This window comes from Nocardia jiangsuensis (assembly GCF_042650385.1).
In the GTDB taxonomy this organism is placed as follows: domain Bacteria; phylum Actinomycetota; class Actinomycetes; order Mycobacteriales; family Mycobacteriaceae; genus Nocardia; species Nocardia jiangsuensis.
In genome coordinates this window covers 145,194-166,496 of sequence record NZ_JBHSAX010000006.1, presented here as the reverse complement: position 1 = coordinate 166,496, position 21,303 = coordinate 145,194, and the positions used below count along the sequence as shown (strand labels likewise).

General features: G+C 73.7%; 13 protein-coding genes. 5 read left to right on the top strand and 8 right to left on the bottom strand.

All coding sequences use genetic code 11. The features are described from left to right. Positions 1–4 precede the first annotated feature (4 nt). Genes narI through ACFO0B_RS07280 form a run of 4 tightly spaced genes read right to left on the bottom strand, consistent with a single transcriptional unit; the run spans position 5 to position 6,819 of the window. Positions 5–742: a respiratory nitrate reductase subunit gamma gene (gene narI / locus ACFO0B_RS07295; RefSeq protein WP_378611542.1), complete on the bottom strand. Its 738-nt coding sequence runs from the start codon at positions 740–742 to the stop codon at positions 5–7. Further along, positions 739–1,419: a nitrate reductase molybdenum cofactor assembly chaperone gene (gene narJ, locus ACFO0B_RS07290; RefSeq protein WP_378611541.1), complete on the bottom strand. Its 681-nt coding sequence runs from the start codon at positions 1,417–1,419 to the stop codon at positions 739–741. The genes narI and narJ overlap by 4 nt, the downstream gene beginning before the upstream one ends. After that, positions 1,416–3,116 carry a nitrate reductase subunit beta gene (gene narH, locus ACFO0B_RS07285; RefSeq protein WP_378611615.1) on the bottom strand — a complete coding sequence of 567 codons (1,701 nt, stop codon included), beginning with the start codon at positions 3,114–3,116 and terminating at the stop codon, positions 1,416–1,418. Before narH ends, narJ begins: the two co-directional genes overlap by 4 nt. A 10-nt stretch (positions 3,117–3,126) precedes the next feature. Continuing rightward, a complete protein-coding gene (locus ACFO0B_RS07280) occupies positions 3,127–6,819 on the bottom strand; it encodes a nitrate reductase subunit alpha (protein WP_378611540.1) in 3,693 nt (1,230 codons plus the stop codon). Between the two features lie 346 nt (positions 6,820–7,165). On the opposite strand from ACFO0B_RS07280, the gene ACFO0B_RS07275 reads away from it, so the two are divergent. The 3 genes from ACFO0B_RS07275 (at position 7,166) to ACFO0B_RS07265 (ending at position 10,306) form a co-directional block, all read left to right on the top strand. Then, a complete protein-coding gene (locus ACFO0B_RS07275; protein WP_378611539.1) occupies positions 7,166–7,951 on the top strand; it encodes a helix-turn-helix domain-containing protein in 786 nt (261 codons plus the stop codon). 259 nt (positions 7,952–8,210) lie between these two features. Further along, positions 8,211–8,996, top strand: coding sequence for a helix-turn-helix transcriptional regulator (locus ACFO0B_RS07270; protein WP_378611538.1), 786 nt, complete (start codon positions 8,211–8,213; stop codon positions 8,994–8,996). A gap of 368 nt (positions 8,997–9,364) precedes the next feature. Continuing rightward, the gene (locus ACFO0B_RS07265; protein WP_378611537.1) at positions 9,365–10,306 is read left to right on the top strand and encodes a hypothetical protein; all 942 of its coding nucleotides are present in this window, start codon (positions 9,365–9,367) and stop codon (positions 10,304–10,306) included. 51 nt (positions 10,307–10,357) lie between these two features. Here ACFO0B_RS07265 and ACFO0B_RS07260 read toward each other — a convergent pair whose 3' ends face one another. The 4 genes from ACFO0B_RS07260 to ACFO0B_RS07245 form a co-directional block, all read right to left on the bottom strand. Next, positions 10,358–12,148 (bottom strand): NTP transferase domain-containing protein, encoded by a 1,791-nt coding sequence (locus tag ACFO0B_RS07260; protein ID WP_378611536.1) that lies wholly within the window; start codon positions 12,146–12,148, stop codon positions 10,358–10,360. A 10-nt stretch (positions 12,149–12,158) separates the two neighbouring features. Continuing rightward, a complete protein-coding gene (locus tag ACFO0B_RS07255) occupies positions 12,159–12,881 on the bottom strand; it encodes a VOC family protein (protein WP_378611535.1) in 723 nt (240 codons plus the stop codon). Between the two features lie 123 nt (positions 12,882–13,004). Next, positions 13,005–13,310: an MGMT family protein gene (locus ACFO0B_RS07250; RefSeq protein ID WP_378611534.1), complete on the bottom strand. Its 306-nt coding sequence runs from the start codon at positions 13,308–13,310 to the stop codon at positions 13,005–13,007. Then, positions 13,307–14,083: an alpha/beta hydrolase gene (locus ACFO0B_RS07245; RefSeq protein ID WP_378611533.1), complete on the bottom strand. Its 777-nt coding sequence runs from the start codon at positions 14,081–14,083 to the stop codon at positions 13,307–13,309. The genes ACFO0B_RS07250 and ACFO0B_RS07245 overlap by 4 nt, the downstream gene beginning before the upstream one ends. A gap of 106 nt (positions 14,084–14,189) precedes the next feature. Between ACFO0B_RS07245 and ACFO0B_RS07240 the strand changes: the two genes are divergently transcribed. Next, on the top strand, positions 14,190–17,750 hold the full coding sequence (locus tag ACFO0B_RS07240) for an ATP-dependent helicase (RefSeq protein WP_378611532.1): 3,561 nt from the start codon (positions 14,190–14,192) through the stop codon (positions 17,748–17,750). Further along, positions 17,681–21,232 carry an ATP-dependent helicase gene (locus ACFO0B_RS07235; RefSeq protein ID WP_378611531.1) on the top strand — a complete coding sequence of 1,184 codons (3,552 nt, stop codon included), beginning with the start codon at positions 17,681–17,683 and terminating at the stop codon, positions 21,230–21,232. The genes ACFO0B_RS07240 and ACFO0B_RS07235 overlap by 70 nt, the downstream gene beginning before the upstream one ends. Positions 21,233–21,303 lie beyond the last annotated feature (71 nt).

The following is a 21,303-nucleotide window of genomic DNA, read 5'->3' as shown; positions in this document are numbered from 1 at the left end:
GAAATCATCTGCTGGGCGGAAGGCCCGTCGACTCCCAGGCGCGGGCGTACCGCCGCGTGTCCGCGGCATTCGTCTCCTTGCTCCGATACACGATGTACGGCCGGGTCAGGTATCCGATCGGGGCGCTGAACATGTGCACCAGCCGGGTGTAGGGCCAGATCGCCACCAGCACCAGGACGAACAACCCGTGCGCCTGGAACGTCCAAGGGACACCGACCATCAACTCCGGCTGCGGATCGACGGTGAAGAGGCTGCGGAACCAGGGGGAGACGGTTTCGCGGTAGTTGTAGGTGCCCCAGAGCAGGTTGCTGCCGACGGTGTTGAGCAGGCCGGTGATCAATGCTCCGGCGAGCAGGAAGTACATCACCTTGTCGGAGCCGGTGGTGGCGCGGCGTACGGCGGCCACCGTGAACCGGCGGTAGAGCAGAATGCCGATGCCGGAGATCACGGCGAAGCCGGCGACGGAGCCGGCGGCGACGGCGACCACGTGGTACGTGTGGTGCGAGATGCCGATGGCGTCGGTCCAGGACTGCGGGATGAGGACGCCGAGCACGTGCCCGCCGAAGACGCCGAGCATACCGAAGTGGAAGAGCGGGGAGCCGAGGCGGAGCAGGCGGCTCTCGTGCAGCTGGGAGGAGCGGGTGGTCCAGCCGAACTGGTCGGTGCGGTACCGCCACACGTGCCCGAGCAGGAACGAGGTGAAGGCGATGTACGGCAGCGTCATCCAGACGATGGTGCTCATCGGCGGCCCTCTCCCTCGGTGAACAGGCTGGGGTCCATGGCGAACGGCTCCAGCCCGACGTCTTCGTCCGGCGGGCCCTGTGCGGCGAGTTCGGCGATGCGGCGGCGGTCGGCGGTGGTGAGTGGCGGGAGCGTCGCGGTGACCGCGCCGAGGACGGCGGCGTAGGGGGAGCCGGTGTCCGTGAGCGAGAGGCGGAGGAGTTCGATCACCGGGAGGTGCTCGCCGAGCAGGCGTTCGCCGCCGATGGGGTCGATGGTGGCGGCGAACTCCAGCAGCACCGGGAGGTGGTCGGGGAGTTCGCGGTCGTCGAGTTCGACTCCGGCGTGCTTGTAGGCGTGTTTGAAGCGGAGCAGCGCCATGCCGCGTTTGCGGGTGTCGCCGTAGGCGTAGAAGGTGAGGTGCAGGCTGGCGCGTTTGCGCAGGTCGAAGGTTTCGACGTAGGTCGCGGCGAGCTCGATCTCGCCGGTGCCGCGCAGGTAGTCGACGAATCCGGCGAGCGCGGGGCCGATCGGCGCGGGGAGCCGCGGGAGGGCGGCGGACACGGTGTCGAGCAGTTCGAGCGTCTCGCGCCCCGGGTAGTCGAGGAGCAGCGCGGCGAGTCGCCAGACCAGCAGCCGGTCCGGCTCGGGCAGCGAAACCGCGGGCTCCGGGCGGCGGCGCAGTTTGAGCAGGCTCATCGCACGGCCGCCTCGTCCGCCGACGCGGGACCGGATCGGGTGGCGCCGTTGCCACCCGCCGACGCGGCGCCGTTGCCGCGCGGGACGCCATCGCCGTTCGGTGAGCCGTCACCGCCCACCGGCACCAACCCCTTCGTGCTCTGCCCATCCCAGTCGAGCAGATTGATCCGTCCCGACTTCCCCTCCGGCGCCGCCGAATTCGAGTCCGTCAGGTGGAACTTCTCCACCATCTGATCCAGCGCCGTCATCCCTGGCCCGCCATCGGTATCCAGACTGCACCCCGTGGCGAGCGAATCCAGCTGGTGCGCCTCGGATCCCGCGCCGTTGGGGATCACGTACCTGTGCTCGTACTTGGCGATGGCGAGCAGCCGGTACATGGCCTCGATCTCCTCCGGCTCCAGCCGGATCGATGGCGCGATGGTCAGATCCGGCTCCTGACCCAGATTCACCGAGCGCATGAACGCCCGCATCCCGGCGAGCCGCTGCAGCGCGGCCCGCACCGGCCCGATCTCACCGGCGGTGAAGAGCTCGGCCAGGTACTCCACCGGAATCCGCAGCGCGTCGATGGCGCCGAACAGATTCCCCGCGTCCTCACCGTCGTGCCCGGTCTCGCTCAGCACGTCGACAACGGGGGAGAGCGGCGGCACGTACCAGACCATCGGCATCGTCCGGTACTCCGGATGCAGCGGCAGCGCGATCTGGTAGTCCACGATGAGCTTGTAGACCGGCGAATCCTGCGCCGCCTGAATCCATTCCGGGGAAATCCCGGCCCGCTCGGCCTCGGCGATCACCCGCGGGTCGTGCGGGTTCAGGAAGACCCCCAGCTGCGAAGGGTACAGGTCGGAGACCTCCGTCACCGACGCCGCCTCCGCCACCTTGTCCGCGTCGTAGAGCATGACGCCGATGTAGCGCAGCCGCCCGACGCAGGTCTCCGAGCACACGGTCGGAATCCCGACCTCCACCCGGGGATAGCAGAACGTGCACTTCTCGGCCTTGCCGGTCTTGTGGTTGAAGTAGATCTTCTTGTACGGGCAGCCGGTGACGCACTGCCGCCAGCCGCGGCACTTGTCCTGGTCGACCAGCACGATGCCGTCCTCGGCGCGCTTGTAGATGGCGCCGGAGGGGCAGGCGGCCGCGCAGGACGGGTTCAGGCAGTGCTCGCAGATGCGCGGCAGGTAGAACATGAAGGTCTGCTCGAACTCCAGCTTGACCTGCTCGGAGAGCTTGCCGAGCAGCGGGTCGCGGCCCACCTGCTCCGGCCCGGAGCCGAGGTCGTCGTCCCAGTTCGCGCCCCAGGTGACCTGGGTGTCCTCGCCGGTGATCAGCGATTTCGGCCGGGCGACCGGGACCGTGTCGGTGGGCGGGGAGGAGAGCAGGTTGTCGTAGTCGTAGCTCCACGGCTCGTAGTAGTCGGAGACGGTGGGCAGCTCCGGGTTGGCGAAGATGTTCAGCAGCCGCTTCAGCCGGGAGCCGGATTTCAGGGTGAGCTTGCCGCGCTTGTTGAGCGTCCAGCCGCCCTTCCACCGCTCCTGGTCCTGGTACTGCCGCGGGTAGCCCTGGCCGGGGCGGGTCTCCACATTGTTGAACCAGACGTACTCGGTGCCGCTCCGGTTGGTCCACGCCTGTTTGCAGGTGACGCTGCAGGTGTGGCAGCCGATGCACTTGTCCAGGTTCATCACCATGGCGAGCTGGGCCATGACACGCATATCAGTACTCGACTTTCTGCGAGCGGCGGCGGATGGTGGTGACCTCGTCGCGCTGGTTTCCGGTCGGGCCGTGGTAGTTCAGCGCGAAGGACTGCTGCGCGTACCCGCCGATCAGGTGCGAGGGCTTGATCATGATCCGGGTGAGCGCGTTGTGGATGCCGCCGCGCTTGCCCTTGCCCTTGAAGTCGGCGGCGCCGGTGCCCTCGATGCGCGGCACGTCCACCGCGCGGTCCTGCGCGTGGTACATGAAGACGGTGCCCTCCGGCATCCGGTGGCTGACGATCGCGCGCGCCACCACGACGCCGTTGCGGTTCACCGCCTCGATCCAGTCGTTGTCCGCCACCCCGATCTTGGCGGCGTCGCGCTCCGACATCCAGATCGACTGCCCGCCCCGGCTCAGCGTGAGCATGTGCAGGTTGTCCTGGTAGGCGGAGTGGATGGACCACTTCGAGTGCGGGGTCAGGTAGCGCACGGTGACGCCGCGCTCGGTGACGCTGCCGATGCCGGGCTCGGCGAAGAGCGCGGACATGTCCAGCGGCGGCCGGAACACCGGGAGCTGCTCGCCCAGCTCGATCATCCAGTCGTGGTCGAGGTAGAAGTGCTGCCTGCCGGTGAGCGTGTGCCAGGGCTTGAGCCGCTCGACGTTGATGGTGAACGGCGAGTAGCGGCGGCCGCCGGTCTCGCTGCCCGACCACTCCGGCGAGGTGATCACCGGGACCGGGCGGGCCTGGGTGTCGGCGAAGGTGATCCGCTTGCCCTCGTGCTCGCGGGCCAGGTCGGCGAGCTCGGTGCCGGTGCGCCGCTCCAGCGCCTCGAACCCCTCCACCGCGAGCCTGCCGTTGGTGGTGCCGGAGAGCGCCAGGATCGCCTCGGCGGCGTGCGTGTCCTTGGCCAGCGACGGCCTGCCCTGCGCGATGCCGGAGACGACGGTGCCGTTGGTCCCGGCCAGGTAGCGCACCTCCGGCTCGGGGTAGGTGGTGACGCCCTTGGTGGTGGTGCCGAGCGTCTCGACCAGCGGGCCGAGCGCCGCCATCTTCTCCGCGATCCGCGGGTAGTCGCGCTCGACCTCGACCAGCTTGGGCATGGTGCGGCCGGGGATCGGCTCGCACTCACCCGCCCGCCAGTCCAGCACCTTGCCGCCCGCCTGGGCGAGCGCGTCCGGGGAGTCGTGCTGCAGCGGAACGGCGACGATGTCCTTGCGCACTCCCAGGTGCTTCTCGGCGAGCCAGGAGAAGCCGCGCGCGATCCGGTGGAATGCCTCGAAGTCGGTCTTGGCCTCCCACGGCGGCGAGATGGCCGGGGAGAAGGCGTGCACGAAGGGGTGCATGTCGGTGGAGGAGAGGTCGTGCTTCTCGTACCAGGTGGCGGCGGGCAGCACGATATCGCTGAAGAGCGTGGTGCTCGTCATCCGGAAGTCGAGCGAGAGCAGCAGGTCGAGCTTGCCGGTGGCGGCCTCGTCGCGCCAGACCAGCTCCTGCGGCCGCACGCCCGGTGTGTCGTCGGTCTGCAGGTTGGAGTCGGAGCCGAGCAGGTGCCGGTGGAAGTACTCGTTGCCCTTGCCGGAGGAGCCGAGCAGGTTGGCCCGCCACACCGTGAGACAGCGCGGGAAGTTCTCCGGGGCGTCCGGGTCCTCGCAGGCGAAGCGGAGGGTGTTCGCCTTCAGCTCGTCCACGATGTATTCGGCGGCGGGCTTGCCTGCCTCGGCGGCCTGGTCGGCCAGGTCGAGCGGGTTGCGGTCGAAGGTGGGGTAGCTCGGCATCCAGCCGAGGCGGGTTGCCAGCGCGATATTGTCCGCGGCGGTGCGGCCCGCGAAGCGGCCGGTGCCCAAAGGCGACGCGAAGGATTCGGCGGTGAACGGGTCGTAGCGCCACTGGTCGTTGCTCAGGTACCAGAAGACGGTGCCCTGCATCTGCCGCGGCGGGCGCTGCCAGTCCAGCCCGAAGGCCAGCGTCGACCAGCCGGTCACCGGGCGGCACTTCTCCTGCCCGACGTAGTGCGCCCAGCCGCCGCCGTTCACGCCCTGGCAGCCGGTGAGCAGGGTCAGCGTGAAGAACGAGCGGTAGATCTGGTCGGAGTGGAACCAGTGGTTGGTGCCCGCGCCCATCAGGATCATCGAGCGGCCGCCGGAGCGCTCGGCATTGTCGGCGAACTCGCGCGCGATCCGCTGCGCCTGCACCGCGGGGACGCCGGTGATGCGTTCCTGCCAGGCCGGGGTGTAGGGCCGCTCGGCGTCGTCGTAGCCGGTGGGCCAGTCGCCGGGCAGGCCGTCGCGGCCGACGCCGTACTGCGCGAGCAGCAGGTCGAAGACGGTGGTCACGCGCTTGCCCGCGACCTCGCGGATCGGCACCCCGCGCAGCAGCACCTCGGGGCTGTCGGCGTCGAAGCGGGGAAGCCGCACGGTCGCGGACTCGCCGCCGAGCAGGGTTAGCAGCGGGCGCGTATCGCCCAGATCGAGGTTCCAGCGTCCGGCGTCGGTGGCGTTGAAGCGGTGGCCGAGCGCGCCGTTCGGCACCACCGCTGCGCCGCCCTCGTCCAGCAGGACCGGCTTGTGCGCGGCGCCATCGCCGGATTCGCCGAGGTCGGCGGCGGTGAGGAACTTGCCGGGCAGCTCGCCGTCCAGGCAGACCAGGTACGGCAGGTCGGTGTAGCGGGTGACGTAGTCGTGGAACCGCTCGGTGCGCCGCTCGGCGAAGAACTCGCGCAGGATCACGTGGCCCATGGCCATGGCGAGCGCGGCATCGGTGCCGGGGCGCGCGGGCACCCACTCGTCGGCGAACTTGGTGTTGTCGGCGTAGTCGGGCGAGACCACGATGACCTTCTGGCCGCGGTAGCGGGCCTCGGTCATGTAGTGCGCGTCCGGGGTCCTGGTCACCGGGACGTTCGAGCCCCACATGATCAGGTAACTCGCGTCGAACCAGTCCGCCGACTCCGGCACGTCGGTCTGGTCGCCGAAGACCTGCGGCGATGCCACCGGCAGGTCCGCGTACCAGTCGTAGAAGGAGAGCATGGAGCCGCCGAGCAGCGAGATGAACCTGGCGCCCGCGGCGTGGCTGACCATGGACATGGCCGGGATCGGGGAGAACCCGGCGACCCGGTCCGGCCCGTACTCCTTGACCGTGTGCACGTGCGCGGCGGCCGCGATCTCGGCCGCCTCCCACCACTCGGCCCGGACGAAGCCGCCCTTGCCGCGCGCCGCCTTGTAGCGCTTCGCCTTCGCCGGGTCCTCGACGACATCGGCCCAGGCCAGCACGGGATCCTTGAGCCGCTCCTTGGCCTCCCGGTACAGCTCGAGCAGCACCCCGCGCACGTACGGGTAGCGCACCCGGGCGGGGGAGTAGGTGTACCAGGAGAAGGAGGCGCCGCGCGGGCAGCCGCGCGGCTCGTACTCCGGCTTGTCCGCGCCGACCGAGGGGTAGTCGGTCTGCTGCGACTCCCAGGTGATCACGCCGTCCTTGACGTAGATCTTCCAGGAGCAGGACCCGGTGCAGTTCACCCCGTGCGTCGAGCGCACCACCTTGTCGTGCGACCAGCGGTCCCGGTAGAACTCGTCGGCCGAGCGCCCGCCGACCCGGTGCACGCTGCGCAGATCGTCCGAGGTCTCGTCGCGCCGGAAGTAGCGCCCGAGCCGGAGCAGCGCGTCACCCGGATCCTGCGTTTCTCGCGTATCGGCCACCACCCGAGGGTAAGGAGGCATCGTCGCAGGTCAAAACGGTTGTCTCACAACCCGCTTCGGGGCGGGGTGAGCTGTGAGGCGGCGGCAACACCCCGGTCACCCCGGGCGCGGGAACACCTGGTGGAACGGGCCGGGCGGGGGCCGCGGTGATGGTTCGGAAACCGCCGGTTCTCGGGCGCTTTACATTTGTTTACATACCGCGCCCCGGAATCGCAGGTAAAGAATCCATAAAGTTTCGTGGCTCCGCGCGCTGTTTCCCCGCCGATCGCTGAGCATGGGGCAACACAGGATCGGCCCAACACCGCGGCCGACGCGTCGATGAGGTCCGCCGGTTCGCGGTGTACGACAGCGCAGGGAGTGGTGTGCCGTGCCGGATGGTGTGCTGGAAGCTCGCGATCGCCTCGACGTGGTGCCCCCGACCTTCGGTGGGACGCTGCGCCGGATCCGCGACGACCGCGGGGTCTCCCGCGAGAAACTCGCCTTCGCCGCCGGGGTGAGCGCCAGCTACATCGCGCACCTGGAGAGCGGCGAGCGCGAGCACCCCACCCGCTCGGTGGTCGACGCGCTGCTCCGCTACCTGGACCGGGTGGTCCGGCTGCCCGCCGACGACCGCAGGCACCTGTTCGAACTGGCCGGGCTCGCCGTCACCGAGGTGCCGACCGTCGAGGAGCTGCGCGCGGGCATCGGCCCTGCCATGCGGCGCGGGCTGAGCCTGCACGACCCCAACCCGGCCGGCTTCTTCGACGCGCGCTGGAACCTGCTCGCGGTGAACCGGGTGGCCGCGGCGATGTTCCCCGGGCTCGGCGAGGGCGGGAACATGCTGCACTGGATGTTCGGCGATCCGGCCGCGCGCCGGGTCATGCCGGACTGGGAGCGGGTCACCGCGCTCAGCGTCGCGAACCTGCGCGGCCGGATCGGCAGGCCGGGCGAGGCCGCGTGGGCGGGCGGGCTGCTGGCCGAGCTGAGCCGTTACCCGGAGTTCCGCAGGCTCTGGAGCACCGGGGCCATCTCCTACGGGGGCGACCTGCCCAGGCTCCGCTTCCATGACGCGGCGGCCGGCGCCACCTGCCTGCTCGAGTTCCAGGTCTACGAGGTCGACTCCGGCGTGCATCCGGGCTGGATCCGGTTCTTCCTCGGCTTCCGGAGCAGCTGACCGGTCGCCTGCTCCGGGGAGGGCCGATCGGCAGGGCCGAAAGTCCCCACTTGGCCGGGGCGACCGGCGCCGGTCAATTCCGAGGTAATTCGTCGTTTAATATCGGCTCAGCGTGCTCGACGGGGTGGGCCGCCGATATGGCACGCGCTGTGGGAAATGTCTCGCACCGTCGCGCCCCTTCGGTTTGCCACCGGAAAGCCGGGCCGCGTGTGGTCAACTACGGTGCTGCGTCGGATGGCGAATCGGGAGCGGGGTTGCTGTGGCACGCAAGACACCCGGGTCGGGTGCGGAGGGGCAGCTGCGGCTGCCGACGCTCGGGGGTCTGCTCCGGGAGTTGCGGGACAGCCGCCGGATCTCCAGGGAGAAGCTCGCCTTCGCGGCGGGCGTGAGCGCCAGCTACATCACGCACCTGGAGAACGGCGACCGGGACCGCCCCACCCGCCCGGTACTCGCGGCGCTGATCGCGTACCTCGACCGGATCGAGGTGCTCGGCGACGACGAGCGCAGGCACCTGCTGGAGCTGGCCGGGCTGGACCACGCCGAGTTGCCGGAGCCGGAGACCCTGCGGGCCGCCATCACCAGGGACATGCACCGCACGCTGGCCATGCAGGAGCCCAACCTGGCCGCCTACCTCGACATCCGCTGGAATGTTCTGGCCTGCAACGATGCCTACCGCAGTGCGTTTCCCGGGCTGGAGGCGACGGGCAATGTGCTGCGCTGGTTCTTCGCGGATCGAGCTGCCCCGCGGGTGGTGCTGGAGTGGGAGGACGAGGCCATGCTCGCGGTGCAGTCGCTGCGCGCGGCGATCGGCCGCTACGCCGAATCAGAATGGGCGGTCGGTTTTCTCGCCGAACTGGCGGAGTTCCCGGAGTTCCGCAGGCTGTGGGAGCGCGGCGGCGCCTCGTACGGGCGTGAGCGGCTCGCCATGTACCTGCGCGACCCGCGCACCGGCGTGCCGCAGCACATCGCGGTGCAGACCTTCCGGCTGGACGCGGGGCCGTACCCGGGCTTCGTGCAGTACTTCCTCGGGATGCGGGTGCGCTGAGATCGCCCGGCAATCGGGCGAATTCGATTAACTGAAAATTAGCTATAGTGCCTCACCCGAGGCGTGGCCAGCCTGTTCGGCGGGATCGCGTGGTTCGCTTTGTGTGCTTCGGAGCGGATGCGGAGATTTTGCCCGACCACGATCGATTCCGCCTGTGGTTCAGCGGAATCCGGTGTGTCACTGCCGGGTGTATGTACAACAAGGGGTTTGCCGGAACAACGGCGATTCGTGGACATCTGCCTGTCCGCCTCGGTAGACCTGACTCCGAGACAATTCAGCTCGAATGGGCGAGACGTATTCCGGAGCAGGGATCCAGTGGTTCGTACCGAACCGGACCGGAATCGTCGACCGCGGGGAAGTGAGCCGGAATGGTGCAGGGTTTCGAGTCGGTACCGCATATTTCGCTGGCCGCCGCCGGTGACGGCAGCTCCGGCACCTTCGCGGTGTGCGGCGAGGAGGGGAACGCGCTCTGGTACGGGCCGTTCGCGGCCGACGACCCGGACCACCCGCGCGGTGACCGGCTGGCCGCGGCGACGGCCGCGGCGTCCCGTGCGGTCTGGCTGGCGGGCCGGGCCCGCACCGACGCCGGGCTGGACGAGGCCACCCTGCACCTCTGCGTCATCGATCCCGACATCGACGCGACCGCACTGGCCTGCGCGGCCTCCCTGGCCGGGCTGGCGCTGGATCTGATCGTCACCGACGACAATCCCGCACTCGACTGGTGCCACGCCTACGGGCGGCTGAACTGGCGCGCCGGAGTCCTCGACGACCTCATCGGCGACTGCGAACCCGCGGCGCTCGACGATGCCGCCGACCCCGGCTCCACCGCCAGGCTCGTGCACCGACAACTCCATACGGCCCCTGAGGAAAGGCTTGCCACCATGTACCACGCCACCGCCGACCGTCCGGATTCCTTCGACCCCATCGACGAGAGCGTCGAGCTGCGCGCCGCCCTGGAGGCGCTGCTGCTGCACGACGCCGTCGGGCTCGACGCCAAGATGCGGCACGCGATCGCCGCGGTGGTCCACCTCGCGGTGGACACCCCGCACGGCCCGCCCGAGGACGCCATCGAATTCCTCGGCAGGCTGGACGCGGCCTGGCTGATCGCCGCCTGGCAGGAGCAGGACACCGAGCTCTCGCTGATCGCCACCCTGGCGGCGGGCGAGGTGCCCGCGCTCTCCTGGTGCGAGCTCATGTTCACCACGGCGCTGGCGCCGTGGTCGACCAGCCCGGTCGCGCTGCACGCGCGCCGCATCTTCGCCACCGACCGCTCCGGCAGGCAGATGCAGCTGCGCGCGCACGGCGCGTAGCCGGGGCTGCGCGCGCTCGCCGAACTCCGCGGGCGGGTTGCCGGAATCGGGTCAGCGAGGGAGTGGCAGGAATTCGACGAGCGCGCCGTCCGCGGCGTCCGCCGGGACCACCACCAGCCCGTCCCGGCCGACCAGCCCGCCGAGGTGGGCGGTGCGGATGGCCGGGTCGCCGAGGAAGCCGCCCTGCGGGGCATACCTGGCCGGGACGATGCGCGGCACCGCGGCCGCTGTCTCGGCGGCATTGTGCAGGGGGCCGCGCAGGGTGGGGCTCGGGGTGGCGCCGGTGCGGCCGGCGACGATGGCGGGGGCGAGGGCGAGCAGCGTGGCCACCGCGGCGTACGGGTTGCCGGGGAGGCCGAGAATCGTCGTGCCCGCCGGTGTCTCGGCCACGAGGGTGGAGCCGCCGGGGCGGAGGCGGAGGCGGGGCACCAGGATGCGGGCGCCGGCCCGCGCCACTGCGCCGCGCAGCTGGTCGGCGGCACCGCCGCCGGTCGCGCCGACGACAACGAGCAGGTCGCGGTCGTGCGCGGCGTCGAGGACGGCGTCGAAGCCGTGCGCGGTGTCGCGCAGGTGTACGCGGTCGACGGTGGTGATGCCGCAGGTCGCGAGCAGGTCGGGGAGGACGGGGCCGATGGAGTCCCTGGTCTGGCCCGCGTGCAGGGGGCCGTCGGCGCGGATCTCGTCGCCGGTCATCACGATTCGGGCGCAGACCGGGCCGCGCACGGTGGCGGTGGTGACCTCGACCGAGGCGGCGGCGGAGATGAGGGCCGTGGTGATCGGGGTGTTCGCCGGGGCGATCTCGTCGCCGGTCGCGCGGTCCTCGCCCCGGCGGCGGATGTCGCCGCGGAGCGGGGAGTCGGGGAGCAGCGCGAGGGTGTCCGTGCGGGCAGGCTGAGGATCGGCGACCGAGCCCGAGCCGGGCGTGCCGGGGAGCAGGCTTGCGAATTCGTCGCGGACGACGCGGGTGGTTCCCTCGGGGACGTGTGCGCCGGTGGCGATCCGCACCGCCTCGCCCGGCTCCAGTCCGGCCGGGCGTTCGCCGCCCGCGTACCCGATGTCGCGGCGGATCCGCCACGGGCCCGGCCCGGCGACGGCGTATCCGTCCATGGCGGAGACGTCGAAGCGGGGGAGCGGGCTCGCGGCGCGCAGCGGCTCGGCCAGTGCGGCGCCGCGGGCGGCGGCGAGCGCGGTGCCGCGGGCGGGCAGCGGGGTGAGGCCGGTGCGCAGGGTGGCGCGGGCGTCGTCGAGGGTGTCGCCGAGTGCGGTGCGGGCGCGCAGCACCTGCTCGGGGGTGTCGCAGTCGTCGGTGCCGGGCAGCTCCAGCACCGTGCTCGCGGCGGGGACCAGCGCCTTCATCGGGTGGTTCACCGGCGAGCCGAGCCCGGCCAGCGCGGCGTCGAGCGCACTCCGCCGCCACACCCCGATCAGGTACTGCGGGCGGCCGTCCCGATCCGCCGCGAATGCCGCGTCCGCCGCGCCGAGGTGCTCGATGAGCCGCCGCACGGTGTCGGCGGTGAGGAAGGGCAGGTCCGCGGCGAGAACAACCACCAGCGGCGCCTGCTCCGCACCGAGCGCGGCCAGTCCGGCGGCGAGCGCCGCGACCGGTCCGGAGCCGGGCGGCTGCTCCCTGGTCTGCCGCACGGCTGGGCCGAGCCCGGCGCGCTCCGGGCCGACCACCGCGATCCGCGCGCACCCGGCGACCGCGGCCAGCGCGGCGTCCAGCAGCGACCGGCCGCCGACCACGATGCCCGGCTTGTCGACGCCGCCCATCCGGCTGGCCCGGCCGCCGGCGAGCACGACCGCGTCGGCCCGCTCCGGCGGTTGTGCGGCGCGGTTCCCCATGCGGGCGATGCTAGTTCGTCGGCTGCCCGCGCTCGGCCTCGACCAGACAGAACGGATTGTGTTCCGGGTCGAGGAAGCGGGTGCCGCCGTCCGGCCGCGCGACGGCGCCAGCGGCGGTGAGCCGCTCGGCCGCGGCGGTACCCGCGCGCGCTCCGAGCTCCAGGTGCAGCCGGTCGTCGCCGGGCCCCGGATGCGGGATGAACTCCAGCCAGGCACCCAGCTCGGTGGGCGAGCGCAGCCCGGCCACCGCGCCGTTCCTGGCGACCGGCCACCCCGAGGCCACCGACCAGAACGCCGCCAGCCGGGCCGGCGCCGCCGCGCCGACCACCACCGCGGCCAGCGCGCCGGTGCCCACGTACTCCGGTCGCGGCTCCAGCACGCAGAATTCGTTGCCCTCCGGGTCGGCGAGCACCACCCACGGCACCGCGCCCTGGCCGATGTCCAGGTGGTCGCCGCCCAGCTCCAGTGCCAGGCGCACGCGGTCGTCCTGCTGGCGCGGGCTGTACGAGGCGAGGTCGAGGTGCAGGCGATTGGGGGACGCGTGCGCGGGCGCGCCCGGCGGAGCTGCGCGGAAAGTCAGCGCCGGGCCGGGCAGGCCGGGGTCCGGCGGGGCGATGTCGACCCGGTCGCCGCGGTCGAGGGTCACGGTCCAGCCGAGCAGCCGGGCCCAGAACTCCGCGAGCGCCGACGGCCGCTGCGCGCGGACCGCGACGTACACCAGGCGGGTGGACATGCCCTCACGGTAGTGCGCGGGTTCCGTCCCCGAGGGCGAACGACGCGGTCGCATGCGGCGGGGTGCGAACGGTGCGCGGCGGCGATCGCGAGGTGGATGTGCCCGGCGGCGTGCCGCGGACGCTCAGTCCGATTCGGGGAAGGGGTGGCGGGCGGTGCGCAACCGGACTCGCCCGTCGACGATCGGCACCCCCTCGGCGGCGAGCAGCCGCAACTGCCGCTCGGCGAGGTGCGCTGCCGGGCGCCCGCTCGCGCCGAGCACCCGGTGCCAGGGCAGGTCGCCGGAGTCGGTGCGCATGATCCAGCCGACCGTGCGCGGGCTGGCGAGCCCCGCCGCGGCGGCCAGGTCGCCGTAGGTGGTCACCCGCCCGGCCGGGACCGCCGCCACCAGCGCCCGCACCCGCTCGATCTGCTCGTCGCCGATGGTCACAGCATCGACCGGATCAGCGCCGCCGTCTCGGCGGGCAGCTCCTGCGCCACCATGTGATCGCAATCCCACTGCAGCAGCCGGAAATTGGACCCGAGCCGCTCGGAGATCGCCGCCGCGAACTCCGTCGTGAGGAACGGCGGCCGCACCCGCATGGCCTGCACCAGCACGGTCGGCAGCTCCGCGGGCGGCAGCACGTACCCGCGCGCCAGCTGCCCCCAGTAGGAGTTCACCGCGGGAATGCTCATCCGCCACCCCACCTGCCCGTTCGCGGTCGGCACCAGGTGCTCGTCCAGCTCCGCCTCCAGCAGCCGCGGCGCGACCGAGCCCCACCCGGTCTCCTGCTTGTCCCGGCGCGCCTGGGCGACGCTGTCGTAGTCCGGGTGCGCCAGCGAGGAGAGCGCGATGTCGAGCATCCGCTCCGGCTCCAGGCCGATCGCCGAGTCCAGCAGCACCAGGCTGCGCACCAGGTCCGGCCGCCGGTGCGCGAGGTGCAGCGCGCAGGCCCCGCCGAACGAGTGCCCGACCAGCACCACCGGCCCGGTGCCCTCCGCCTCCAGCAGCGCGACGAGATCGGCGACCACCGTCTCGAAATTCCACGGCGGCACCCCGGTCGAGCGGCCGTGCCCGCGCAGGTCGGGCGCGAGCACGCGGAGCTCGGGCAGGTGCTCGTCGGCGAGCGCCTCCCAGCGTTTGCCGTGCCCGGTCACGCCGTGCAGGGCGAGGACGACCCGGCCGGTCTCCGGACCGAAGCGATGGACGTGCAGATCGGACATCCGATCATTTTGACGCGTGTCGAACGACGGTGTCGCGGCGGCCACCGGAGCGGGGCTGTCGGGGGCGTCTGTTGGAATAGCCGTCGTGGTGCGATCGGATAGCGCGGTGCGGCTCGTTCGCCGGCGGATAACCGCGCCCCGGATCCCCGTCCGGGGCGCCGAGGTGCGCGCGCTCTTCGCCGCGGCGGACGCGGGGCCGGTCCGGCCGGGGTGGCGGCCGTGGCAGGTGCTCGGCGGGCCGGGCACGGGCAAGACCACGCTGCTTGTCGAGTACGCGGCCGAGCGGATCGCAGCCGGCGTCGACCCGGGATCGGTGCTGGTCGTCACCTACTCCAAGGAGGCGGCGAACACCCTGCGGGACGCCGTCACGGCCCGGCTGCGCCCGGAGGGCGCCGACGAGGGCGGCGTGCCCGGCGCCAGCCGCGAGCCGCTGGCCCGCACCCTGCACTCCTACGCCTTCGGCATCCTGCGCAGACACGCCACCCGGCACGGCAACCCGCCGCCCCGGTTGCTCACCGGTGCCGAGCAGGACGCCGTCGTCCGCGAGATGCTGCAGGGCGACCTGCTCGACATGGCCGCGGGCGCCCGGCTCTGGCCGCAGCGGCTGCAGCCCGCGCTCGGCCTGGCCGGCTTCGCCGACCAGCTGCGCGACCTCATGCTGCGCGCCACCGAGCGCGGGCTCGGGCCGGAAGACCTGGTCCGGCTCGGCCGCGAGCACGACCGCGCGGAGTGGGTGGCGGCCGGGCGGTTCGCTCGCCGGTTCGAGGAGTCGCTGCTGCTGCGCTGGTCGGTCGGGGTGGAGGCGCCCGAGGCGAGCGCGCCCGCGCTGGACGCCGCCGAGCTCGTCGGCGCCGCGCTCGACGCGCTCGCCGCCGACCCCGAGTTGCTCGCCGAGGAGCGCGAGCGCATCCGCTACCTGCTGGTCGACGACGCGCAGCACCTCGACCCGCAGGCGGCACTGCTGGTGCGCGTCATCGGCACCGGATCGGCGACCACCGTCCTCGCCGGCGACCCCGACCAGGCCGTCTTCACCTTCCGCGGCGCCGACCCCGCCTTCATCGCCGACCCCGGCGCCCCCGCCGACCGGCAGCTCCTGCTGCGCCGCAACCACCGCACCGAGGGGCCGATCGAGCTCGCGGTCGCCCGCATCGCCGGTCGGTTGCCGGGGAATCCGCCGCACCGGGTGGTCGCGGGGGCGCTCGACGCCGTCCGGGCTGCGCCCGCCGACGCCGCGGAGCCGGTCTCCTGCCTGCCGGCATCGGACGGCGACCCGGTCGCCGCCGGACTCGTGGACGGTCCGGTCGATACCGAGCCGGACGATGTCCCGCCCGCGGAGGTGCGGGTCCGGGTGCTGTCGACTCCGGCGAAGGAGGCGGCGCTGGTCGCCGACCACCTGCGCCGCGCGCACCTGCGCGACGGCGTCCCGTGGTCGCGGATGGCGGTGATCCTGCGCTCGGTGCCCGCCTCGCTGGCACCGCTGCGCCGTGCCCTGCTCGCGGCGGGCGTCCCCGTGCACCAGCCCGCCCCCGACGTCCCGCTGGCGCGCAGGCGCGGCGCCGCCTGGCTGCTGCTCGCGATCCGCGCCCTGCTCGCCGGCGACGAGACCCGCCGCGGCCCGGACGGCTCCACCGCCCAGCTCTTCGAGCCGGAGGACGCGCTCGACCTGCTCGCAGGCCCGCTCGGCGGCGCCGACCAGATCGCGCTGCGCAGGCTCCGCCGCGGCATCCGCCGCGCCGCGCTCGACCGCGAACCGGACCCGGACGACCGCTCGTCCGCGGAGGCACTGCGCGACATCATCGTCGGCACCGGCGACGACGCCCTGCTGGCCCGGCTCACCGAGGTCGAGTCGGCCCCGCTGCGGCGCACCCTCACCGCGCTGAAGCGCGGAAGGGCCGCCCGCCGCCGCGGTGGCGCCGTCGAGGACGTGCTGTGGGCGCTCTGGACCGGCTCCAGGCTGGAACGCCGCTGGGTCGCGCAGTCCGAGCGCGGCGGCGCCGTCGGCATGCAGGCCGACCGCGACCTGGACGCCGTGGTCGGGCTCTTCGACGCGGCCGCCGCCTACGTCGACCGGCTGCCGCGGGCCAGCCTGGAGGGGTTCGTCGAGTACGTCCGGCAGCAGGAGATCCCGCAGGAGTTCTCCGCCCCGGTCGCCCCCGGCGACGCCGTCGAGCTGCTCAGCGCGCACGCCGCCGCGGGCCGGGAGTGGGACGTGGTCGCGGTGGCCGCCGTGCAGGAGGGGCTGTGGCCCAACCCGCGCCCGCGCGGCACCCTGCTGCACACCGAAGACCTGGTCGATCTGTACGGCGGGGTCTCCGGCGCGGGCGAGCGGGTCAGCCGGGCGGCGCCGATCCTGGCCGAGGAGCGCAGGCTGCTGCTGGTCGCGTGCAGCAGGGCGCGGCGCTCGCTGCTGGTGACGGCGGTCGAATCGGTCACCGGCGACCGGGATCTGGTGCCTTCGCGCTTCCTCGTCGAGCTGCTCGGGCACAGCGACGACGGCGAGCCGGGGTTGCTCCCGGTGGCCGATCCGGGCCGGGCGCTGGTGCTGCACGCCCTCGTCGCCGAGCTGCGCGGCGTCGTCTGCGATCCGGAGGCGGACGGGGAGCGGCGCGACCGGGCCGCGCACCAGCTCGCCCGGCTCGCCGCCGCCGGGGTGCGCGGCACGCACCCGGACGAGTGGTACGGCACCGGCGCGCCGAGCACCGCCGAGCCGCTCTGGGCCGACGACGGCACCCCGGTGAACCTCTCGCCCTCCACCGTCGAGCTGCTGCGCACCTGCCCGCTGCGCTGGGCGCTGGAGCGCAACGGCGGCAGCGACGGCGAGAACCCGTACGCGCTCAAGGGGAACCTGGTGCACACCCTGGTCCAGGCGCTGGCCGGGAAGGTGCCGGAGGAGCGGGTGCGGGAGGCGCTGCACGACGCGTGGGCCAACGTCGAGCCGGGCAGCGGCTGGCATTCGCGCCAGGAGCTGCGCCGCACCGAGGGCATGCTGGAGAACTTCCTCGCCTGGTTCCGCGCCACCCGCGCCGAGCTCGCGCAGGCCGGGGTGGAGATCGCCGTCGACTGCCTGCTGCCCGCCCGCGGCGAGGGTGAGCCGCCGGTGCGCATCCGCGGCCGGGTGGACCGGCTCGAGCGCGACGCCGACGGCCGGTTCGTCATCGTCGACGTCAAGACCGGCAAGAGCCCGGTCACTCGGCAGGCCGCCGCCGACCACGCCCAGCTCGCCACCTACCAGGTCGCCGTCGCCGCGGGCGCCCTGGACGCCGCCCTCGCCGCCGCGACCGCCGCCGACAACCCCGATACCGGAGCGCCCACCCCGGCAGGCTCCGGCGGCGAGGCCGCGCCTGGGGGCGAGGCAGCGCCGGGCAGCGGCGCGGACACCGGCTCCGACTCCGGCCCCACCGCGGGCACCGCGACCGAACCACAGGCCCCCGGCGGGGCCCGGCTGGTCTACGTGGCCGTCCCGAACACCAAGCAGGGGGCGGCCGAACGCGCCCAACCCCCGCTGGCCGACGAGGCACTGGATGGCTGGCGCGATACCGTGCACGATGCGGCCGGCGCGACCAAGGGCCCCGGCTTCCGCGCCGTCCGCAACGAGGGATGCAGGCACTGCCCGGTCACCGGGTGCTGCCCGACGCGCGACACGGGGAGGCAGGTGACCGACGAGTGAGCGCCGCAGGCGCGTACCCCGGCTCGGCCGTGACCCCGCACGCCCTGGCCGACGCACTCGGCCTCCCGCCGCCGACCGACGAGCAGGCGGCGGTGATCGCCGCCCCGCCCGGCCCCGCCCTCGTGGTCGCGGGGGCTGGCGCGGGCAAGACCGAGACCATGGCCGCCCGGGTGGTGTGGATGGTCGCCAACCGCCTCGTCGCCCCGGACCAGGTGCTCGGCCTGACCTTCACCCGCAAGGCCGCGCAGCAGCTCACCGCCAGGATCCGCACCCGGCTCGCCCGCCTGGCGGGCGCACCCCTGCTCCGCGACCTCGATCCCGGCGGCGAGCTGCGCACCCTGCTGGCCGGCGCGGAGCCGGAGATCAGCACCTACCACTCGTACGCGGGCAGGCTGCTCACCGAGCACGGCCTGCTGCTGCCGGTCGAGCCGTCCGCCACCCTGCTCACCGAGACCCAGCTCTGGCAGCTCGCACACCAGGTGGTGCGGAGCTGGGAGGGCGAGCTGGACACCGACCGCACCCCGGTCTCGGTGACCGAGGCGGTGCTGGCGCTGAGCGGCCAGCTCGCCGAGCACCTGGTGGAGCCGGAGCAGCTGGCCGAGGCACACACCGAGCTGGAGAAGCTGGTGTTCACGCTGCCCGCGGGGCCGCGGCAGCGCGGCGGGCCGAGCAAGAGCCTGCAGGACATCGTCGGCGTGCAGCGCGAACGGGTCGCGCTGCTCCCGCTGGTGCGCAGGCTCGCCGAGGCGCTGCGCAAGCGCGGCGCGCTCGACTTCGGCTCGCAGATGTCGCTCGCCGCCCGGCTCGCCGCCGAGCACCCCGAGGTCGGCACCGCCGAGCGCGACCGCTTCCGGCTGGTGCTGCTCGACGAGTACCAGGACACCGGCCACGCCCAGCGCATCCTGCTCGCGGCGCTCTTCGGCGGCGACCGCCCCGAGCGGGCCGCCGACCGGCTCCCGCTCGCGGTGACCGCGGTCGGCGACCCCATGCAGTCCATCTACGGCTGGCGCGGCGCCTCCGCGGCCAACCTGCCGCGCTTCACCACCGACTTCCCCGCCGCGCCCGGCGTGCCCGCCCCGACGCTCTCGCTGCTCACCAGCTGGCGCAACCCGCCGGAGCCGCTGGTGCTGGCCAACCTGGTCTCGGAGCCGCTGCGGCGCGCGGCGATCGACGCGGGCGGCGTCACCGTGGCGCAGCTGCGGGCGGCCCCGCACGCCGGGCCCGGCGCGGTCGCGCTCGCCCTCACCGACACCGTCACCGCCGAGCGGGACTGGATCGCGGAGCGGGTGGCCGCGGAGTGGCAGGCCAAGCGCGCGGCGGGCGAGCCGCCGCCGACCTCGGCGGTGCTGGTGCGCCGCAACGCCGACGCCGCCCCGCTGGCCGAGGCGCTGCGCGAGCGGGACCTGCCGGTGGAGATCGTCGGGCTCGGCGGGCTGCTCGCCGCCCCCGAGGTCGCCGACGTGGTCGCCACGCTGCGGCTGATCGCGGAACCGGGCGCGGGCAGCGCCGCGCTGCGGGTGCTCACCGGCGCCCGCTGGCAGCTCGGCATCGCCGACGTCGCCGCGCTGGCCAGGCGCGCCCGCGAGCTCTCCATCGCCCGCCGGGACGAGGCCGGTGGCGACATCACCGACGCCGCCGGGCTCGCCGCGGCGCTGCGCGACGTGGCGCCGGAACCGGCCGAGCAGGCCGGGCTGGCCGACGCCGTCGCCGACCCCGGCCCGGCGACCAACTACTCGGCGCAGGGGTACGCGCGGATCGTCGCGCTGGCACGGGAACTGGCGGCGCTGCGCGAGCGGGCCGGGCAGCCGCTCACCGAGTTGGTCGCCGACGTCGAGCGGACCATCGGCGTCGCGGTGGAGACCCAGGCCAGGCGGGCCATGCTCGGCGCGGGCGCCGGCCGCGAGCACCTGGACGCCTTCGCCGACGTCGTCTCCGGCTACGCCGCCGACTCCGATGCCACGCTGGCCGGGCTGCTCGCCTTCCTCACCGCCGCCGAGTCGGTGGAGAACGGGCTGGAGCCCGGTGAGATCGAGGTCGCGAAGGACCGGGTGCAGATCCTCACCGTGCACGCCGCCAAGGGGCTGGAGTGGGAGGTGGTCGCGGTGCCGCACGTCGCGGCGGGCGTCTTCCCCTCCGGCACCGGCTCCTCCACCTGGCTCGGCGCCCCCGCCGAGCTCCCGACCGCGCTGCGCGGCGACCGGGCCACCGCTGACTCGGTGGACGGCGTCCCGGTGCTCGACCTGCTCGACCTCGGCGACCGCGCCGACCTGGACCGGGCCATCGCCGAGCACAGGGAGGCGCTCGGCGCCCGCCGGCTCGAGGAGGAGCGGCGGCTCTTCTACGTGGCGCTCACCCGCACCGAGCGGGTGCTGCTCGTCTCCGGCTTCTGGTGGGCGGAGACCGGCGCGAAACCGAAGGGCCCCTCGGACTTCCTGCTCGAGCTGCGGGAGGCGGGCGAGGCGGCCGACGGACTGCTGGAGCAGGCGCAGTGGGCCGACCCGCCCGCGGACGGCGCCGAGAACCCGCTCACCGACGAGCCGATCGGCGCCGACTGGCCGCGCGACCCGCTCGGGCACCGGCGCGCCGCGGTGACCGGCGGGGCCGAGCGGGTGCGCGACGCGCTCGCCCGGCTGCGCGCCGAAGATTCCGATCATGCCGTCCCCCCTGGGTCGTCGAGCCCGGACGCCCCCAGTGTGGCAGCGGGGTCCGACACCGAACCCGACCCGGACGGCTGGGCCGATGACGTGGACGCGCTGCTCGCCGAGATCGCGGCCGAGCGCACGACGGGGGGGCGGGAGGTCGAGCTGCCCGGCCGGATCCCGGCCACCGCCCTGGTCGACCTGCGCGCCGACCCGGCCGCGCTCGCGGCCCGGCTGCGCAGGCCGCTGCCGTACCCGCCGAACCCGATGGCGCGCCGCGGCACCGCCTTCCACGCCTGGGTGCAGCGCTGGTTCGCCGCCGACCAGCTCCCCGGCCTGGACGAGCTACCCGGCGCAGCGGACGCCGATGCCGCGGGCCACGACGTCGAGCTGGCCCGCATGCAGGAGCGCTTCCTCGGCTCGGCCTGGGCCGCCCGCTCCCCGGTCGACGTGGAGATCCCCTTCGAGACCACCATCGCGGGCACCGTCGTCCGCGGCCGGATGGACGCGGTCTTCGCCGACGCGGACGGCTGGACCGTGGTCGACTGGAAGACCGGCGCCGAGCCGGACACCGCCGACGAGCCCGCGCTGGCGATGCAGCTCGCGGTCTACCGCGTCGCCTGGGCCCGGCTCATGGCCGGGCGCACCGGCGCCCCCGAGGCCGAGCTGCTCGGCAGGGTCACCGCCGCCTTCTACTACGTCCGCACCGGCCGCACCGTCGCCCCCGCCGGACTGGCAGGCCCCGACGAACTGGCCGCCCTGGTCCGCGCTGCCGCCCCGGCCGGGGCGGGCGACACCGCGGCCCGGGTCGGCGAGTGGCTCGAGGACGACCCCGAGGCGTGACGACCGACATCGGGGCCGAGCCGCGGCGGGCGGCACCCGGCCGACGGCGGAATCCGCCGCTGCACCGCCCG